16 protein-coding genes are annotated in these 16,430 nt (G+C 71.8%); 10 read left to right on the top strand and 6 right to left on the bottom strand.

What is annotated here, in order from left to right; genetic code table 11:
• Window positions 1-6 precede the first annotated feature (6 nt).
• Together CFK38_RS16665 and CFK38_RS16660 are read right to left on the bottom strand one after the other, a co-directional pair.
• Window positions 7-759, bottom strand: coding sequence for a pyrimidine reductase family protein (locus CFK38_RS16665; protein WP_096804078.1), 753 nt, complete (start codon window positions 757-759; stop codon window positions 7-9).
• The gene (locus tag CFK38_RS16660; protein ID WP_096804077.1) at window positions 756-1,070 is read right to left on the bottom strand and encodes an MGMT family protein; all 315 of its coding nucleotides are present in this window, start codon (window positions 1,068-1,070) and stop codon (window positions 756-758) included. Before CFK38_RS16660 ends, CFK38_RS16665 begins: the two co-directional genes overlap by 4 nt.
• A gap of 428 nt (window positions 1,071-1,498) precedes the next feature.
• Here CFK38_RS16660 and CFK38_RS16655 point away from each other — a divergent pair, with 428 nt between their 5' ends.
• Window positions 1,499-1,843 (top strand): carboxymuconolactone decarboxylase family protein, encoded by a 345-nt coding sequence (locus CFK38_RS16655; RefSeq protein ID WP_096804076.1) that lies wholly within the window; start codon window positions 1,499-1,501, stop codon window positions 1,841-1,843.
• 56 nt (window positions 1,844-1,899) lie between these two features.
• Here CFK38_RS16655 and CFK38_RS16650 read toward each other — a convergent pair whose 3' ends face one another.
• A complete protein-coding gene (locus tag CFK38_RS16650; RefSeq protein ID WP_245851151.1) occupies window positions 1,900-3,312 on the bottom strand; it encodes an FAD-binding oxidoreductase in 1,413 nt (470 codons plus the stop codon).
• A gap of 270 nt (window positions 3,313-3,582) precedes the next feature.
• Here CFK38_RS16650 and CFK38_RS16645 point away from each other — a divergent pair, with 270 nt between their 5' ends.
• Window positions 3,583-4,758 carry a MalY/PatB family protein gene (locus tag CFK38_RS16645; RefSeq protein ID WP_096804075.1) on the top strand — a complete coding sequence of 392 codons (1,176 nt, stop codon included), beginning with the start codon at window positions 3,583-3,585 and terminating at the stop codon, window positions 4,756-4,758.
• Window positions 4,755-5,660, top strand: coding sequence for a hypothetical protein (locus CFK38_RS16640; protein WP_157773519.1), 906 nt, complete (start codon window positions 4,755-4,757; stop codon window positions 5,658-5,660). The genes CFK38_RS16645 and CFK38_RS16640 overlap by 4 nt, the downstream gene beginning before the upstream one ends.
• A gap of 21 nt (window positions 5,661-5,681) precedes the next feature.
• On the opposite strand, the gene CFK38_RS16635 is transcribed toward CFK38_RS16640, so the two are convergent.
• Window positions 5,682-6,443 carry an SDR family NAD(P)-dependent oxidoreductase gene (locus CFK38_RS16635; protein ID WP_096804073.1) on the bottom strand — a complete coding sequence of 254 codons (762 nt, stop codon included), beginning with the start codon at window positions 6,441-6,443 and terminating at the stop codon, window positions 5,682-5,684.
• 454 nt (window positions 6,444-6,897) lie between these two features.
• On the opposite strand from CFK38_RS16635, the gene CFK38_RS16630 reads away from it, so the two are divergent.
• The 7 genes from CFK38_RS16630 (at window position 6,898) to CFK38_RS16600 (ending at window position 15,076) form a co-directional block, all read left to right on the top strand.
• The gene (locus CFK38_RS16630; RefSeq protein WP_172895825.1) at window positions 6,898-8,109 is read left to right on the top strand and encodes an ROK family transcriptional regulator; all 1,212 of its coding nucleotides are present in this window, start codon (window positions 6,898-6,900) and stop codon (window positions 8,107-8,109) included.
• Window positions 8,099-8,929: an ABC transporter permease gene (locus tag CFK38_RS16625; RefSeq protein WP_245851150.1), complete on the top strand. Its 831-nt coding sequence runs from the start codon at window positions 8,099-8,101 to the stop codon at window positions 8,927-8,929. Before CFK38_RS16630 ends, CFK38_RS16625 begins: the two co-directional genes overlap by 11 nt.
• Complete coding sequence (locus CFK38_RS16620; protein ID WP_245851149.1) at window positions 8,926-9,729, top strand: ABC transporter ATP-binding protein; 804 nt, start codon at window positions 8,926-8,928, stop codon at window positions 9,727-9,729. Before CFK38_RS16625 ends, CFK38_RS16620 begins: the two co-directional genes overlap by 4 nt.
• Before the next feature lie 70 nt (window positions 9,730-9,799).
• A complete protein-coding gene (locus CFK38_RS16615; RefSeq protein WP_096804071.1) occupies window positions 9,800-10,792 on the top strand; it encodes an aliphatic sulfonate ABC transporter substrate-binding protein in 993 nt (330 codons plus the stop codon).
• Window positions 10,789-12,396: a sulfatase family protein gene (locus tag CFK38_RS16610; RefSeq protein WP_245851148.1), complete on the top strand. Its 1,608-nt coding sequence runs from the start codon at window positions 10,789-10,791 to the stop codon at window positions 12,394-12,396. The genes CFK38_RS16615 and CFK38_RS16610 overlap by 4 nt, the downstream gene beginning before the upstream one ends.
• A gap of 5 nt (window positions 12,397-12,401) precedes the next feature.
• Window positions 12,402-13,904, top strand: a complete 1,503-nt coding sequence (locus CFK38_RS16605; protein WP_338025011.1) for a sulfatase family protein — start codon at window positions 12,402-12,404, stop codon at window positions 13,902-13,904.
• Between the two features lie 89 nt (window positions 13,905-13,993).
• Window positions 13,994-15,076: a PQQ-dependent sugar dehydrogenase gene (locus tag CFK38_RS16600; protein WP_096804068.1), complete on the top strand. Its 1,083-nt coding sequence runs from the start codon at window positions 13,994-13,996 to the stop codon at window positions 15,074-15,076.
• Between the two features lie 249 nt (window positions 15,077-15,325).
• Here the strand turns inward: CFK38_RS16600 and CFK38_RS16595 are convergent, their stop codons facing one another.
• Window positions 15,326-15,970 carry a dihydrofolate reductase family protein gene (locus CFK38_RS16595; protein WP_096804067.1) on the bottom strand — a complete coding sequence of 215 codons (645 nt, stop codon included), beginning with the start codon at window positions 15,968-15,970 and terminating at the stop codon, window positions 15,326-15,328.
• 175 nt (window positions 15,971-16,145) lie between these two features.
• Window positions 16,146-16,364 (bottom strand): CsbD family protein, encoded by a 219-nt coding sequence (locus CFK38_RS16590; RefSeq protein WP_096804066.1) that lies wholly within the window; start codon window positions 16,362-16,364, stop codon window positions 16,146-16,148.
• Window positions 16,365-16,430 lie beyond the last annotated feature (66 nt).

Below are 16,430 nucleotides of genomic sequence, written 5' to 3'. Positions count from 1 at the left end.
GGCGCGTCAGCCCTTGCCGTCCCCGGCCCGCCGGTACCGCAGCAGCAGCTCGTCGCCGGCCTGCAGCACAGCGGCGAGCTCCATCGAGGTGAGCGCGGAGAGCGGCGAATGGGCGATGCGGCCCGCCGGCCCTGCCTCGAGGGTCGGGGCGAGGGTGAGGCACAGCTCGTCGACCACGCCGGCCGTGAGGAACGAGCCGAACAGGGTGGGACCGCCCTCGCAGTGGATCCGCGTCAGTTCCCGTCGGCCGAGCTCCTCGCGCACCCGCACCGGATCCACCTCGCTCTCACCCGCCTCGACGAGGTCCGCCACCTCCGCGAGCGCCGCCCGACGCTCGGCCGGGGCCTCGGCGACGGTGAACACGAGCGGCCGCACCGGGGCCTCGGTGAAGAGCGGTGAGTCGGGGTCAAGCGCCAGGCGCCGGGTGACCAGCGCGAACACCGGCTGCGGGGCGAGACCGTGCTCCACCCGCCAGCGCTCGGACTCTTCGGGCAGCCGCATCGCGCCGTAGCCCTCGGCGCGCGCGGTGCCCGCGCCGAGCAGGACCACGTCGGCCCAGCGGCGAAGCAGCTCGAAGACGCGGTGGTCGGCATCATCGCCGAGCCCGCCGGAGAGTCCGTCGCGGGTGACGGCCCCGTCGAGGCTGGAGACGAAGTTCATCCGCAGCCAGGCCCCGGTCGGCGGGGCATAGTCCTGCAGCAGCTGGTCATCGGTCAGCGCCGTGCCCGGGGTGGGCCGGAGCGGGTGGATCGAGGTCATGCGGTGCCTCCTGGAGGGCTGTCGGGACCCGGGGCGGGGCGCGCCGACAGCGCGCGCAGGTCCACCCGTCGGCCGCGGAAGGGGACCTGCTCCTGCGCGAGCAGGGCGGGGGCGGTCCCGCCGTGGCAGGTGGCCGGGGTGCCGTCGGCGCGGACGATGCGCCACCAGGGGATGTCCTCGAGGTCGGCGACGTGGCGACCCACCTGGCGCGGATGCAGCCCGGTCAGGACGGCGATGTCGCCGTAGGTCATCACCTGGCCGGGGCGGAGCGTGACGGCGACGGCCCGGACGGCCTCGCGGGGATCCTCCACGACGGCTCCTCTCCTTGAATCGTTGCACGCTCACGCCCGTCGCTGGTGCTGCCGCGCCTCCCGGCGGCGCCGGGGCGCCGTCACGGCGGACGGGTGCGTTCCTGCCCGCACTGTAGCCCGGCTCCGCAGGCCACCCGGAGGTGAGGGGCGAGACAGGGACGGGGCCCTCGCGGCGGGTCTATGGTGAAAGAGGCGGGCCCGGGACCGACAGCACGGCCAGCAGGCGGCGCCGACCTGTAGGACGCACGGGATCGGAGGTGATCACCGTCAGCGGGTCGCAGCGCCCCGCGTCCCGGCCGCCGAACGCACGACGACGTGCCCCCGGTGCCCGAGCCGGCAACACCGGCCCGGCCGGCACCGAGCGGCATCGCAGGACACAGCGGCCGGGACCTCCGCGCCGCCGACGCACCCCGTGAAGGAGCCCCACCATGTCTTCTGATTCGCTCTACCCCGAGGCCACCCCCGCGGTCGGCGCCCGCCGGAAGGAGCTCGCCCCGACGGTCGACGCCGCGTTCAACGCCTTCAGCAAAGCCGTCTTCGCCGACGGCGCCCTGCCCGGCAGCACGAAGCAGCTGATCGCCGTGGCCGTCGCCCACGTGACCCAGTGCCCGTACTGCATCAAGGGGCACACCCGTCTCGCCTCCCGCGCCGGCGCCACGGACGAGCAGATCATGGAGGCGATCTGGGTCGCCGCCGAGATGCGCGCCGGCGGCGCCTACGCCCACTCCACGCTCGCCCTGGACGTGCTGGACGGCCACGAGCACCACGCCTGATCCACTGGCGGAACGCCTCACAGCGACTCGTCGAGCTGCCGGCGCTTCGCGCTCCGCTACGGCACCACGTTGTAGTTCACCCGGAACAGGTTCCCGGGGTCGTACAACCGCTTGACCTGCTGGAGCCGGCGATACGTCTGCTCGCCGTAGGCGCTCTGCGTGAGGTCCGAGATGGGCCGCGTGTACTCGCGGGCCCGGAAGTTCACGTACTCGCCCTGCTCGCCGAGCCGCTTCATCGCCCCCTCAGCCTGCTCGGCGAAGGCGGTGAAGCGGGCGTCCTCGTCCGGCTCGTGCCAGTACCCGTTGACCGTCATCCAGAATCGGGCGGAGCGGTTGGGGAAGGCCGTGGACTGCGCGGGCACGCGGGCGAAGGCTCCTCCCAGATGGTGGATGTCCACGGAGGTGCCCCGCCCGGGCAGGGCCGCGGCGACTGCGGTGATCGTGTCCAGCGCATCCTCGTCCATTCGGGAGAACGCCGTGTTGCGCCAGAACCCGCGCGCCGCATCGGTGAACAGTGCATCGGCCGCGCTCTGCCACTGCGGCCAGGAGATCGGGCCGATGTCGGTCTCGTCGGGCGGCGCCGCCCGACACAGCCGCTCCAGCAGAGCGCGTCCGCGCGCCTCGTCCTCGCCGACCCAGGTGCAGCGCAGCAGCAGCCACGGCTCATCGCCCATCCCGCGGTGCTGGGGCAGCACCATCACCGTGAGGATCGAGGTGAGCTCGTCAGGGAGATCGCGGCTCCAGCGTTCGAAGGCGGCGAGCGCCCGTCGCCACTGGGCCGGTCGGTAGAACAGCGTCGCACCGAGCACCGGATCGGGCAGTGCCACCGCCTCGTAGATGAAGGAGGTGACCACCCCGAAGTTGCCGCCGCCCCCGCGCAACCCCCAGAACAGGTCCGGATGCTCGGTCGCGCTCGCCGTGAGCTGCTGCCCGTCGGCCGTGATGACCTCGGCCTGCACCAGCCGATCCAGGGCCAGTCCCGCCGAACGCACCAGCCAGCCCACACCGCCCCCGAGCGTCATCCCCGCGATCCCGGGGGTGGAGACCGTCCCCAGCGGCACGGCCAGACGATACGGAGCGGTCGCCGCGTCGACATCGCCCGTGCGAGCCCCGGGCGCAGCCGTCACCTGCCGCGTCGCTGGGTCGACGCTCACCCCCCGCAGCTCGCCGAGATCCAGCACGATCCCGTCGTCGACCGTGCCGTGACCCGCATTGCTGTGCCCGCCGCCGCGCACCGCCAGCGGCAGACCGGTCGCCCGAGCCGCCTCCAGCACGGGCGGGATATCCGCCACGGAGGCCGCGCGGACGATCAGCAGCGGATACCGGTCGATCAGCTGGTTCCACACCTCCCGGACCTCGTCGTATCCCGCCTCGCCGGGCTCGAGCACCTGGCCCTGCACCTGGCTCCGCATCCGGCGCAGGGCGGGCATCGCCTCCGGGACCGAGAATCCGCCCGTCGTGGACGACATACATGCCTGCGCTCTCTGCACCGGTGCATGAGCATCTCGCCCAAGGCCCCGTGCCTGTCACCCGCGGGCGGCGATGTCCCGGCCATCGAACGGCCGACGTCGCGCGCCCCCAGGACCTGCCGTGAACTGCATGGATCGTAGTGTTGACCGTACTCCGGGCGATCGTGCGGAGCAACGGACCACCGGGCTCACGCCGACTCTGCGACAGTAGGAGCACCCCTCGAGCCGCTCTTCCGTCCGACCCGCACCTGTCGTCCCCGAAGGAGACCTATGCCCACCCTCGCCGAGCTCGACGCGATCACCCAGGCCGACCTGATCGCCGCCGGCGCGACCCGCTGGTCCCGCGGCGACGACGTGATCGGCGCGTTCGTCGCCGAGATGGACTTCGGCATCGCCGAGCCCATCACCCGCCGCCTCCACCGGGAGGTGGACCGCGGCGCCTTCGGCTATCTGCCTGCACCGCTGGTGAACGAGCTGCAGCAGGCCACCGCCGACTTCCTGCATCGTCGGACGGGATGGGAGGTCGCCCCCGAGGACATCCACGAGATGCCGGACGTCATCGCGATCTTCGCGGCGGTGCTCGAACACTTCCTCGCCCCGGACGCGAAGATCATCGTCCCCACCCCCGCTTACATGCCGTTCCTCCAGGTGCCCGCGCTGCACGGGCGCGAGATCATCGAGGTCCCGATGCCGCGGGACGAGACCGGTCGCCACCACTACGACCTCGGCGCGATCGAGGCCGCCTTCGAGGCCGGCGGCGGTCTGTTCGTCCACACCAACCCGCACAACCCCACCGGGCGGGTGATGACCCGCGAGGAGCTCGAGCCGCTCGCGGCGCTGGTGGACCGCAAGGGCGGGCGCGTCTTCTCCGACGAGATCTGGCTGCCGCTGGTGCTCGAGGGCGAGCACGTCCCCTACGCCGCCCTGAACGACACCGCCGCCGGGCACACGATCACCGCAGTCGCCGCGTCCAAGGCCTTCAACCTGCCGGGGCTGAAGTGCGCGCAGCTGATCACCAGCAACGAGGCCGACCGGGAGCGCTTCGTCGAGGTGGGCCACTACGACCGCCACGGCGCCGCGAACCTCGGCCTCGCCGCCACCTGCGCCGCCTACGACGAGGCAGGGCAGTGGCTCGACGACATCCTCGCCTACCTGCGTCGCAACCGCGACACCCTCACCGAGCTGGTCACCGAGCTGCTGCCCCGGGCCCGGCTGACCACGATGGAGGGCACCTACGTGGCCTGGCTCGACCTGCGCGAGTACGGCATCACCGGCTCCCTCCACGACCACCTGCTCGAGCACGCCCGAGTGGAATGCACCGAGGGCACCGCCTGCGGCGCGATCGGCGAGGGGCACGTGCGGCTGATCTTCGCGATGCCCCGCCCACTGCTGGTCGAGGCGATCACCCGCATAGCGCGGGTGCTGGAGCCGGGACGAGCCGCATGATGTCGACCCCGAGCGGCCCGAACTCGCCCGACGGTCCCGGCGGCGGCTCCGTCTTCTTCTCCGCCGCCCCGGAGCCGGAGCCCGACACCACGGATCCTGCCGACCCCACCGGTCAGGGACAGACCGGCTGGCCCTGGTTCCTCCCGCAGTCCGGGCTGCGGCGCGATCTTCTGGAGAGCGCCGCCGACGTCGACGAGGACCCGGCCGGGGCGGCCGCGGTCTACGCACGGATCCCCCTGGTGCACGGGGCCGTGCGTCTGCTCGAGCACGTGGGGGAGGGCCGCGAGCTCACCTCCACCGGTGCGCTTCCCCTGGCTGACGTCCACGCCCTGGTCGAATCCTGGAATCTCGACCGCGACGAACAGGAGCCCACCTCGATGTGGCAGGTCGGCGAGATCGTCGGCCCCTGGAATGCCCTGGTCAGCGGTGGCTGGCTGGACCTGACCAGCACCCGGGTCGGGCCGGGTGAGGGCATAGCGCCGGTGGTCCCGCAGACAGAGGACCCCGCGGCCTTCGTCCGCTTCGCCCGAGCGCTGATCCTGCTGCTGATGCTCGACGCCCTGAAGCAGAGCCCCGAGGACGGGGGCCTGTTCGGGGACCCCGACACCTTCGCCGCCCTGATGCACACCGTCGCGCCCGAGGGGCTCTCGCTCCCGGCCACGATCCGGGTCGCGCTGGATCGCGGTCTGGTCCCGGAGGATCCCGGCGGGGACCCCGATATGGACGAGATCCAGCGGTACTGGCGCACGGGCCGGGACCTGGCGGCACTGGCCACCTACGGGGTGCTGCACGGCGAGATCGCACCGGACGGCCAGGACACCCGATTCCACGGCACCCTCGAGGCGATCAAGGAGGTCTTCGGCGCCCTGGAGATGGTCGGTGAGCTCGACGCACCGGAATGAGCAGGCGCGCTCGGTGCGCCGTCAGGTCCGCAGGTGCGAGGCCCCGTTCAGATCCAGGATGGTGCCGGAGGCCCACTGCGTCTCGGTCGCGGTGAGGTAGAGGATCGCGGCGGCGACCTCCTCCGCGGTGCCCACCCGGCCGAAGGGGCTCTGCGCCCGCAGCGCCTCTCCATGGGGCCCGGCGAGCTTCTCCTGCTGCCGCTCGGTGGCCACGAAGCCCGGCGCGACCGAGGCGACCGCGATCCCGTGCGGCGCCAGCGCCACCGCCATCGACTGGCCGAAGGCGTGCAGGCCGGCCTTCGCCGCCGCATAGGCGGGAGCGCCCGGCTCGCCGCGGAACGCGCCGCGCGAGCCGACGTTGACGATCACGCCCGGCGCGCCCCGCGCGATCAGGGAGCGGGCCACCAGGTAGGTGAGGTTCGCGGGCGCGGTGAGGTCCACGTCGATCATGCGGGTCAGCCGCTGCTGCCAGGTCGCGAAGTCGACCTCGTCCACCCGGTGATCGGTCGCGGGGCCCGGGGCGATCCCGGCGTTGTTCACCAGCACGTCGATCTGGCCGATCCCGGCCTCGGCCTCCTCGACGACGCGCCGGGCCGTTCCCGGATCGGAGAGGTCCCCGCCCACGACCACATGCCCCTCGCCGTGCAGCGCGGCAAGAGTCCGCTCAGCCTCCTCGCGGCGGCTGCCGTAGTGCACGGCCACCCTCTCGCCCCGCGCGCTGAGCGCGATCGCCGTGGCGCGACCGATCCCGCTCGATGCCCCCGTGACCAGTGCGCCTCGCATCCCTGCTCCTCTCCACGCTCCCACCCGACCGGCTCGACGGGCCACAGCGCCATCATCCCCCACCTCCGGTGCCCTGCTCCGGTCCGGCCGCGGCGCCGCTGCGACAGACCCGGCCGGGCCCCGCTGCGTCAGGCCCGGCCGGGCCGCAGGACCGCCACCGGAAATCTGACGCATACGAGCGTTGCACGGCTGTGAGGCGCTCAGTCATCACCTGGGGGCAGAAGTCTGGTGGCGGCGCCGCAGGGTGGCCCACGGACGCAGGCTGTCGCGCGGCCTCGTGCGCGTCCCTCACGGGTCCGGGAGAGCATCGACCGCGCGGGCCCTCGGCCCCGGGTCCGTGACCATTCCGCAACCATCCCTATTTCTGTCGAATACTGGACGGAATAAATGCGTCGCACTAGCGTCAGCGCTCATGGACCGGCAATGGAGCGTCAGGGACCAGCATCGAGCGGACATGCTGGCGCTGCTGCATCGCGGGCGGAAGCTCACCCGCGGGGAGATCGCCGAGGCACTGCGGCTCACCCGCACCACCGTCTCCGACATCCTCGGCGGCCTGCTCGACCAGGGCATCATCACCGTCACCGAGCAGCGCTCCCCGGGCGGGCGCGGCCGCCCGGCCGAGGTGCTGGGCATCCATCCCGGTGCGGTCCGTTTCGTGGGCATCGACTTCAGTCACACCACCGCCACGGTGTGCCTGGCGAACTCCGCCGGGGACGTCATCGCCTCGACCGTCGCGACGTACTCGACCGGCGCTGGCTGGGAGGCACGGGTCCAGCAGACGCTGGCCGCCATCCGCGACCTCGCGGTGGGAGAGGTGCATCTGGAGTTCCTCGCCGGCATCGGGATCGGCCTGCCGGGCCCCAACTCGGCCAGCTGGCACGGCTTCTCCGTCGCGGAGACCTCCATGGAGCCCTTCCATCTGGTGCGGGCCCGGATCCGCGAGCTGTTCGCGGACGCATTCGGCTGCCCCGTGCTGGTGGACCACCACATCCGTTTCGCCGCCCTGTACGAGGCGACCCTCGCCGGGGAGGACGATCTCAGCATCGTCTATCTGCGCCTGTCCACCGGTATCGGCGGCGCGGTGCTCGGCGCCGGCACCGCCCTGCGCGGCGCCCACCAGCTGGCCGGCGAGATCGGGCACCTGATCGCCGATGAGACCGCCACCGCACGCGACTGCCGCTGCGGCCGACGGGGCTGCCTGGAGACCGTCGCCTCCGAGGGAGCCGTCATCGCCGCCTGGCAGCAGATCGACGGGGACGGAGACCGGGACGGGGAGGGGGACCAGGACGGGGTCGAGCTCGCGCACTTCGCCGCCGCCCTCGACCGGCACGACCCCCGCGCCCTCGAGCTCGCCACCGAGCTGGCCGGCGCCGTCGGCCGCGCCCTCGGCATCGCCGCGCTGATGGTGGATCCGGCGGAGATCGTCATCGCCGGCGAGGTGGGGGCGCTGCTGGGCCCCGTCCTGCCCGCCCTGCGCACCGCCCTGGCCCGTCAGTGCCTCACCGGCACCGAGGTCCAGGTGCGCATCGGCGACTCCAGCCCCCAGCAGGGTGCCCGCGGTGCCATCGCCGCCCTGCGCACCGCCGACCACCCCTCTTCCCGCCACCGTCCCGCCCGGGCGGCGATCCTGCCCCACCCGGCCGAAGGAGGACTCCGTGTCCGCTGACCCCACCGCTGCGATCACCACCGCCGACGAGGAGGCCACCGCCGCTGCCCCGCCGGACGTCGACACCGGCCGCAAGAAGGTGCCCACCCTGCTGGTGCTGAACATCGTCACCGTCTTCCTGGGTCTGGGCCTGTGGTGGCTGCTGTCCCTGATGGGGCTGCAGATCCCCGGCCCGCCCGCCGTGATCCTGGCGCTGATCGAGCTGGCCGCCGCCGGCACCCTGTTCAAGGACATCGCGGCCTCACTGATGCGCGTGTTCAGCGGCTTCCTGCTGGGCACCGCGCTGGCCATCCCCGTCGGCTTCCTGATGGGCTGGTACACCTGGGCGCGCGGCCTGTTCGAGCCCTGGGTGCAGTTCTTCCGCACCATCCCGCCGCTGGCGATCATCCCGCTGGCCATCGTGCTGATGGGCATCGGCGAGCAGCCCAAGATCTTCGTGATCTTCCTGGCCTCGTTCCTGGCCTGCGTGATCTCGACCTTCCAGGGCGTGGTCCAGGTGGACAAGACCCTGCTGAACGCCGCCCGCGTGCTCGGGGCGAAGGACGGCACCATCTTCGCTCGCGTGGTGGTGCCCGCCTCGACCCCGTTCATCCTCGTCGGCATGCGGGTGGGCCTCGGCTCCGCCTGGGCCACCGTGGTGGCCGCCGAGCTGATCGCCGCCCAGCAGGGGCTGGGCTACCGCATGCAGCAGGCACAGATCTATTACGACCTGCCCACCATCTTCGTGGGCATCCTCGTCATCGGCATCTTCGGTTTCGTCATGGACCGCACCCTGCTGGCGATCGAGGCCCGCGCGACCCAGTGGCAGGAGCGCCGATGACCGCGAACAGGACCCCCATGGACACCACCACCCTCCCCGCCGACCAGCGCAAGATCCAGGTCCAGGACATCACCAAGCACTTCGTCGTGGCCGGGCAGCGCTTCGAGGCGCTGGGCGGGGTGAGCCTGGACGTGGCCGAGAACGAGTTCATCACCGTGGTGGGCCCCTCCGGCTGCGGCAAGTCCACGCTGATGAACATCCTCGCCGGCCTCGACGAGCCCACCTCCGGCAGCGCGAAAGTGGACGGCGCCGAGGTGCGCGGGCCCAGCCCCGAGCGCGGCGTGATCTTCCAGCAGTACGCGCTGTTCCCGTGGCTGACCGTGCGCGACAACGTCGAATTCGGTCTGAAGACCGCGCGGGTGCCCGCCGCGGAGCGTCGCGAGCGCGCCCAGCACTTCATCGACATGGTGGGCCTCGGCGACTTCGCCGACTCGCTGCCCAAGACCCTCTCCGGCGGGATGAAGCAGCGCTGCGCCATCGCCCGCGCCTACGCCATGAACCCCTCCATCCTGCTGATGGACGAACCCTTCGGGGCGCTCGATGCCCTGACCCGGGTGCGCATGCAGGAGCACCTGCTTCAGACCTGGGAGCAGGACAAGCGCACCATCATGTTCATCACCCACGACGTCGACGAGGCCGCATTCCTCGCCAACCGCGTCGTGGTGATGGCGGCGAAGCCCGGCCGCATCCACCGGATCATCGACGTGGATCTGCCCTACCCCCGCACCGAGGAGGTGCGGCTGTCGGAGGAGTTCGCCCGGATCCGCAACGAGATCTGGACCTCCGTCTACCACCAGTGACCGTCCCTCCCTGCAGCACCCCGGCGGCAGAGCCGCCGCCGGGCCCGTCCCACCCGATTGGAACCCCACGATGACCTTCTCGCGACGCACCCTCCTCGGCGGCATGGCCGCCGTCCCCGCCCTGACCACGCTCGCCGCCTGCGGCGGGTCCGGCGGGTCCGGCACCATGGACGTGAACTACGGCTACATCCCCGACTTCAACGGCGCCAGCCTGCTGGCCATCGCCGAGGACCAGGGCCTGTGGGAGGAGAACGGGGTCAACGTCACCCTGCAGACCTTCACCAACGGCCCGCTGCAGATCCAGGCCCTGGGCACCGGTGACATCGACTTCGGCTACATCGGCCCCGGCGCCATGTGGCTCCCCGCCTCCGGCAAGGCCAAGGTCGTCACCGTCAACGGCTCCGGGCAGGCCGACCGCGTCATCGCCCAGCCCGGCATCGACTCGATGGAGGACCTGGCCGGCAAGAAGGTCGCGATCCCGGAGGGCACCAGCGGCGACATGATCGTGCGACTGGCCCTGGACGCCGCCGGCATGAGCATGGACGACATCGAGAAGGTCGCCATGGACCCGCCCACCGTGGTCGCCGCCTTCTCCTCCGGTCAGGTCGACGCCGCCGGCATCTGGTACCCGATGATCGACAACATCAAGGAGCAGGTGCCGGATCTGGTGGAGCTCGCCCAGAACTCCGACTTCGCCGAGATCATGCAGTTCCCCAACGTCATGGTCACCTCCAACGACTTCCCGGTGGAGAACGAGGAGGCGACCCTCGCGGTGATCAAGGTGCTGCGTGCGGCGATGGACTTCCGCGTCGAGAACCTTGACAAGACCATCGAGCTGACCGCGGCGATGACCGAGGCAGATCCCGAGGCGGCCGCGGTCGACGCCTCGAACGCGGAGTACTACACCGCCGCGGATCTGGACGCCCTGATCGAGAAGGGCACCATCGAGACCTGGCTGACCGCCATGAACGACTACTACAAGGAGAACGACAAGATCGAGGGCGAGCCCGTCGCACCGGCGGACTACTACCTCTTCGATCTGTTCACCAAGGCGGGGGAGTGACCCGACCCGATCCCGTGCAGGAGGCTGCGCGGCCCGGCACCACCGGGCCGCGCAACGTCCTGTTCCTGCTGACCGACCAGCACCGGGCCGACACCCTGGGCTGCTACGGCAACCCGCTGGCTCGCACCCCGCACCTGGATGCCCTGGCCGCCTCCGGCACCCGCTTCGAGCGCTGGTACACGCCGACGGCGATCTGCACCCCCGCCCGCGCCAGCGTGCTCACCGGCGCCGCGCCGTTCCGGCACCGCGTGCTGGCCAACTTCGAGCGCAACGTCGGCTACCAGGAGGACCTGCCCGAGGGCAGCTTCACCTTCTCCCGCGCCCTGCGCGAGGCCGGCTACCGGTGCGCGCTGCTGGGCAAATGGCATGCCGGCACCGAGAAGCTGCGGGCCGACTACGGTTTCGACGGCGCCGAGCTGCCGGGTTGGCACAACCCCGTCGACCACCCCGACTACCTCGCCTACCTCGAAGAGCGCGGCCTGCCGCCCTACGAGATCTCCGACCAGATGCGCGGCACCCTGCCCAACGGCGGGCCCGGCAACCTGCTCGCGGCGCGGCTGCATCAACCCCTCGAGGCGACCTTCGAGCACTACCTCGCCGACCGCGCGATCGAGCAGCTGCGCACCTATGCCTCGACGCAATCGGCCGACGGGACACCGTTCTACCTCGCCCTGCACTTCTTCGGCCCGCACCTGCCGTACGTCGTCCCCGACGAGTACTTCGACCTGGTCGACCCGGAGCAGATCGAGCTGCCCGCCTCGATCCAGGAGACCTTCGCCGGCAAACCGCCGGTGCAGGCGAACTACTCCGCGCACTGGACCTTCGACACCATGAGCGAGGCCGCCTCCCGCAAGCTCATCGCCGTCTACCAGGGGTACGTGACCCTGATCGACGAGCAGATCGGCCGGGTCCTCGCGGAGATGGAGGCGCTGGGCCTCACCGACTCCACGGCCGTCATGTTCAGCTCCGACCACGGCGAGTTCACCGGCTCCCACCGCCTGCACGACAAGGGCCCGGCGATGTACGAGGACATCTACCGCACCGCCGGGATCATCCGGGTGCCCGGCGCCCCTGCCGGGCAGGTGCGCAGCGAGTTCGTGAGCCTGCTGGACACCACCGCGACCGTGCTCGACTGGTGCGGGCTGGACCCCGCGCCCGCGGTGGATTCCCGCTCCCTGCTGCCGCTGGTGCGCGGCGAGGAGGTGGCCTGGGACGAGGCGATCGTGTGCGAGTTCCACGGCCACCACTTCCCCCACCCGCAGCGGATGCTGCGCACCGAGCGGTACAAGCTGGTGGTCAACCCCGAATCGGTCAACGAGCTCTACGACCTCGAGCTCGATCCCCACGAGCTGCACAACCGCTATGAGCACCCCGAGATGCGTGCCGTTCGCGAGCGGATGCTCCGCGACCTCTACCACCGCCTGCGGGACCGGGGCGACAACTTCTTCCACTGGATGACCTCGATGTACGACATCGGGCGGGTCGACTACGACCCCTCGATGAGCGGCCTGGACGAGGGCACGCATCGGGCGAGCGGCACCGACGCGGATCCAGCAGCACAGCCGCCGAGCCGGGGCCGCGCAGCCGACCCCGGGAAGGGATGACCGCCATGCGCCCCCATATCGTCTTCGTCCTCGCCGACGACCACGCCGCCCAGGCGATCTCCGCCTACGGCAGCTGCGTGAACTCCACCCCGCACCTGGACCGCGTCGCGGCCGAAGGGGCGCGGCTGGACTCCCTGTACTGCACGAACTCGATCTGCACCCCGTCCCGGGCCAGCATCCTCACCGGCACCTTTAGCCACGTCAACGGCGCCGCGACGATCTACACCGAGTTCGACCACCGGGTGCCCACCGTCCCCGAGGCGCTGCAGCAGGCCGGGTACCGCACCGGCCTGTTCGGCAAATGGCACCTGGGCGAGAGCGAGGCGGCGCTGCCCCGCGGCCTGGACGACTGGCGGATCTACCCCGGCCAGGGCACCTACTGGGATGCGGAGATGACCGGGCCGGACGGCAGCGCCGTGGTCCCCGGCTACGCGACCGACACGGTCACCGACCTGGCGCTCGACTGGCTCGAGGACCAGCGCTCCGAGCATCCCGAGCAGCCGCTGTGCCTGCTGCTGCACCACAAGGCCCCGCACCGGCCCTGGGTGCCGCATCCCCGGCACGCGGACCTGTACCCGCTGGGCTCGATCCCGGAACCGGACACCCTGCTGGAGGACCACTCCACCCGCTCCCGCGCGATCCAGGGGGTGCGCATGTCCATCGCGGACGATCTGACGACCGACGACCTCAAGGAGGAGCTGCCCCCACAGCTGCGCGGCCCGGAGCGACGGGACGAGCGCGCGCGCTGGAACTACCAGCGCTACATGCGTGACTACCTGCAGACGGTCCAGGCGATCGACGACAGCATGGGGCGGGTGCTCGAGCACCTCGAGACCCTCGGCATCGCTGAGGACACGATCGTGGTCTACACCTCCGATCAGGGGTTCTTCCTCGGCGATCACGGCTGGTTCGACAAGCGCCTGATGTATGACCAGTCCCTGCAGATGCCGATGATGGTGCGCTGGCCGCAGCAGATCCCGGCCGGTTCGCAGGTCAGCGAGATGCTCACCAACGTCGACATCGCCGCGACGCTGCTGGAGGCCGCCGGCCTCGACCCCGACCAGGCGCTGCCGGACCAGCAGGGCCGCAGCTTCCTGCCGCTGCTGCGCGGCGAGCAGGTCGAGGACTGGCCCCAGGCCGTCTACTACCGCTACTGGGAGCACGACGACCCCGAGCACCACGCCCCCGCCCACTACGGGATCCGCACCCCGCGGTGGAAGTACATCGACTACTACGGCGACGGGCTCGGCGCCCCGGGCGCCTCCGCGCGGATCTTCGAGCGCGAGTACGAGCTCTACGATCTGCAGGCCGACCCCGCCGAGCTGCACAACCTCGCCGGCGATCCCGCCCATGCGACGGTGCTCGAGGAACTGCGCGCCCAGCTCGCCGAGCTCCAGGCCCAGGTGGGGGATGCGCCGTACACCGGCCCCGACAGCCCGCGCCCCGCCTGGAACCTCGACGCCTTCCAGCAGCACTCCGGCCGGCAGGCGGAGCCCGCCGGCGGCTGAACCAGCTGCCCCGCTCGGGGCGCCGCCCTTCCGGGGTCCGTTCTCACCTGGAAGGATGGCAGCACCGCGCCGCCGACGGAGGGAGGGCCATGGCCACGTCTCGCCGTCTTCTCCTGAGCAGTGTCCCGCTCGTGGCCGTGGGGCTGCTGAGCGCCTGCACCGGCTCCTCGCGGTCCGCGCCGTCGGACCGCCCCGAGCCGGGTGCCGAGGCGGCACCCGCCGACACCGAGACCCTCACCTCCGGCCTGCAGGCCCCCTGGTCGATCGCCTTCCACGGGCAGACGTCGCTGCTCAGCGAGCGTGACACCGCCCGGGTCCTCGAGCTCACTACCGACGGCGCCACTCGTGAGGTCGGCGTGATCGACGGTGTCACCCCCGGCGGGGAGGGTGGCCTGCTGGGTCTGGCCGCGCACGAGGGGATGCTGTTCTCCTACGCCACCACCGACAGCGGCAACCGCATCGAGCGCCGCGCCCTCGCCGGGGCGCCCGGGCAGCTGGCGCTCGGTGCGCCCGAGGTGCTGCTCGACGGCATCCCGTCGGCCGCGAATCACAACGGCGGGCGTCTGAAGATCGGTCCGGGCGGGATGCTCTTCGCGACCACGGGCGATGCGGGGGACCGGCGCGCCGCCCAGGACCCCGACTCCCTCGCCGGCAAGATCCTGCGACTCACGCCCGACGGCGCCGTGCCCGAGGACAACCCCTTCCCCGGCTCGCCGGTGTTCAGCTACGGCCACCGCAACCCGCAGGGCCTCGCCTGGACCGCGGACGGGCAGCTGGTGGCCAGCGAATTCGGGCAGAACACCTGGGACGAGCTGAACCTCATCGAACCTGGTGCGAACTACGGCTGGCCCGACGTCGAGGGCATCGGCGGCCAGGAGGGGCTGACCGATCCGCTCCTGCAGTGGTCGCCGGCGGAGGCGAGCCCCAGCGGCATCGCGATCCAGGACGGCACCGTCTTCATCGCCTGCCTGCGCGGGCAGCGGCTGCGCGCAGTGCCGCTCGCGGATCCGCAGGCGCAGACCGAGCTGCTGGTGGAGGAGGTGGGACGCCTGCGCGACGCGGTGATCGCGCCCGACGGATCGCTGTGCGTGCTCACCAACACCACCGACGGCCGGGGCGACCCCGCGCCGAACGGGGACCGGGTGCTGCGGGTGGAGGTGACGGGCGGCTGACCCCGTGCCGCTCCGGCCACAGGGGCGCCACCGGGAATCTGACGAATACGAGCGTCCAAACGGCTGTGGAGCGTTCGACCCTCACCCGGGGCGGGATTCTGGTGGCGCGGGCCGGGTATCCGGCGGCGCAGGGGTGTCCGGTGACGCAGGGCGGGGTATCCGGCGGCGCAGGGCGGGGCGCTCGGTGACGCGCGCGGAGGGGCACCGGGGGAGTGGGGCGCCGCGGTCAGGCCGGGGCCGCCGCCGTCCTCACCGTCGCCAGAAGAAGCAGTGCTCGACGCCGCTCGGCGCGGTGATCCGCTCGAGGTGGAAGCGGTCCTCGAGCTCCTCGGGACGCTCCCACAGCCGCAGCCCGGTCCCGTACTCGAGCGGCGCGATCGCCACGTGCATCTCGTCGATGAGATCCGCCTCGAGGAACTCGCGCAGCGTGGTGACGCCGCCGCCGATGCGCACGTCCTTCCCGTCGGCGGCTGCCTTCGCCAGCGCCAGTGCCTCGGCCAGAGCGGCGTCCACGAAATGGAAGGTGGTCTCCCCGACGGTCAGCGGGGGCCGCGGGTGGTGGGTGAGCACGAACACCGGGGTGTGGAACGGCGGCTCCTCGCCCCACCAGCCCGTCCAGCCGTCATCCGGCCAGGGGCCGCGCTGCGGGCCGAACTTGTGCCGACCCATGATCTCGGCACCGATGCCCTGGGCGAAGTCACGGGTCAGCCGGTCCTCCACCCCTCGGCTGCCGCCCGGAGCCGTGCGACCGGGGAAGTGCGCGGTCTCGAAGGCCCAGGCCATCAGCTCTCCGGGGTCGACATGACCGAAGGGCCGCTGCCGGGTCTGCTCCTGGCCGGCGCCGATGCCGTCGCGGGAGACGCCGAAGCTCTGGACGCGCACGCGCTGCGTCATGACGGGATCCTCTCGCTGGTCCGGCCCCCATCGTGCTCCTCGCGGGCGGGGCTGTCACCCTGTCGCTGTCACGTCCTCGTGCCGCGCTCGGCCCCATCGGTACTCCGACGCACATGAGGGTGGGACGCCCATACGGCGCTCCACCCTCACATGCGGCAGGAATCTGGTGGCCGGGTCAGCCCCGCTTGTCCTTGTCCTTGTCGCCGAACATCCCCTCGGCCGCGCCCTTGACGGTGTCACGGGCGTCCTGGAGCTTGTCCTTGGCCTCGGCCTTGCCCTGCTGGGCCTGGCCCTCGGTCTCGGTCTCCTTGTCGCCGGAGACCTTGCCGAAGCCTTCCTTGGCCTGGCCGCCCAGCTTGTCCTTCGCGTTCTCGAACTTCTCGTCAGCGCTCATCGCCAACCTCCTGTATCGAGGGTGCGCGCCGGTGGCGCGCGGTGGTCCCGAGTGTAGGTCGGCAGC

The sequence above is a fragment of the Brachybacterium vulturis genome (assembly GCF_002407185.1).
GTDB lineage: Bacteria > Actinomycetota > Actinomycetes > Actinomycetales > Dermabacteraceae > Brachybacterium > Brachybacterium vulturis.
The sequence above is the reverse complement of the archived record's forward strand: the minus strand, read 5'-3'. Positions and strand labels throughout refer to the sequence as shown.

Excerpts from the sequence above, each read along its gene's own strand:
- CFK38_RS16595 (WP_096804067.1), bottom strand. The coding sequence starts at position 15,970 with ATGACGCAGCGCGTGCGCGTCCAGAGCTTCGGCGTCTCCCGCGACGGC.
- CFK38_RS16630 (WP_172895825.1), top strand. The coding sequence starts at position 6,898 with ATGCTGGCGCTGCTGCATCGCGGGCGGAAGCTCACCCGCGGGGAGATC.
- CFK38_RS16620 (WP_245851149.1), top strand. The coding sequence starts at position 8,926 with ATGACCGCGAACAGGACCCCCATGGACACCACCACCCTCCCCGCCGAC.
- CFK38_RS16605 (WP_338025011.1), top strand. The coding sequence starts at position 12,402 with ATGCGCCCCCATATCGTCTTCGTCCTCGCCGACGACCACGCCGCCCAG.
- CFK38_RS16615 (WP_096804071.1), top strand. The coding sequence starts at position 9,800 with ATGACCTTCTCGCGACGCACCCTCCTCGGCGGCATGGCCGCCGTCCCC.
- CFK38_RS16650 (WP_245851151.1), bottom strand. The coding sequence starts at position 3,312 with ATGTCGTCCACGACGGGCGGATTCTCGGTCCCGGAGGCGATGCCCGCC.
- CFK38_RS16665 (WP_096804078.1), bottom strand. The coding sequence starts at position 759 with ATGACCTCGATCCACCCGCTCCGGCCCACCCCGGGCACGGCGCTGACC.
- CFK38_RS16600 (WP_096804068.1), top strand. The coding sequence starts at position 13,994 with ATGGCCACGTCTCGCCGTCTTCTCCTGAGCAGTGTCCCGCTCGTGGCC.
- CFK38_RS16645 (WP_096804075.1), top strand. The coding sequence starts at position 3,583 with ATGCCCACCCTCGCCGAGCTCGACGCGATCACCCAGGCCGACCTGATC.
- CFK38_RS16635 (WP_096804073.1), bottom strand. The coding sequence starts at position 6,443 with ATGCGAGGCGCACTGGTCACGGGGGCATCGAGCGGGATCGGTCGCGCC.
- CFK38_RS16640 (WP_157773519.1), top strand. The coding sequence starts at position 4,755 with ATGATGTCGACCCCGAGCGGCCCGAACTCGCCCGACGGTCCCGGCGGC.
- CFK38_RS16590 (WP_096804066.1), bottom strand. The coding sequence starts at position 16,364 with ATGAGCGCTGACGAGAAGTTCGAGAACGCGAAGGACAAGCTGGGCGGC.
- CFK38_RS16655 (WP_096804076.1), top strand. The coding sequence starts at position 1,499 with ATGTCTTCTGATTCGCTCTACCCCGAGGCCACCCCCGCGGTCGGCGCC.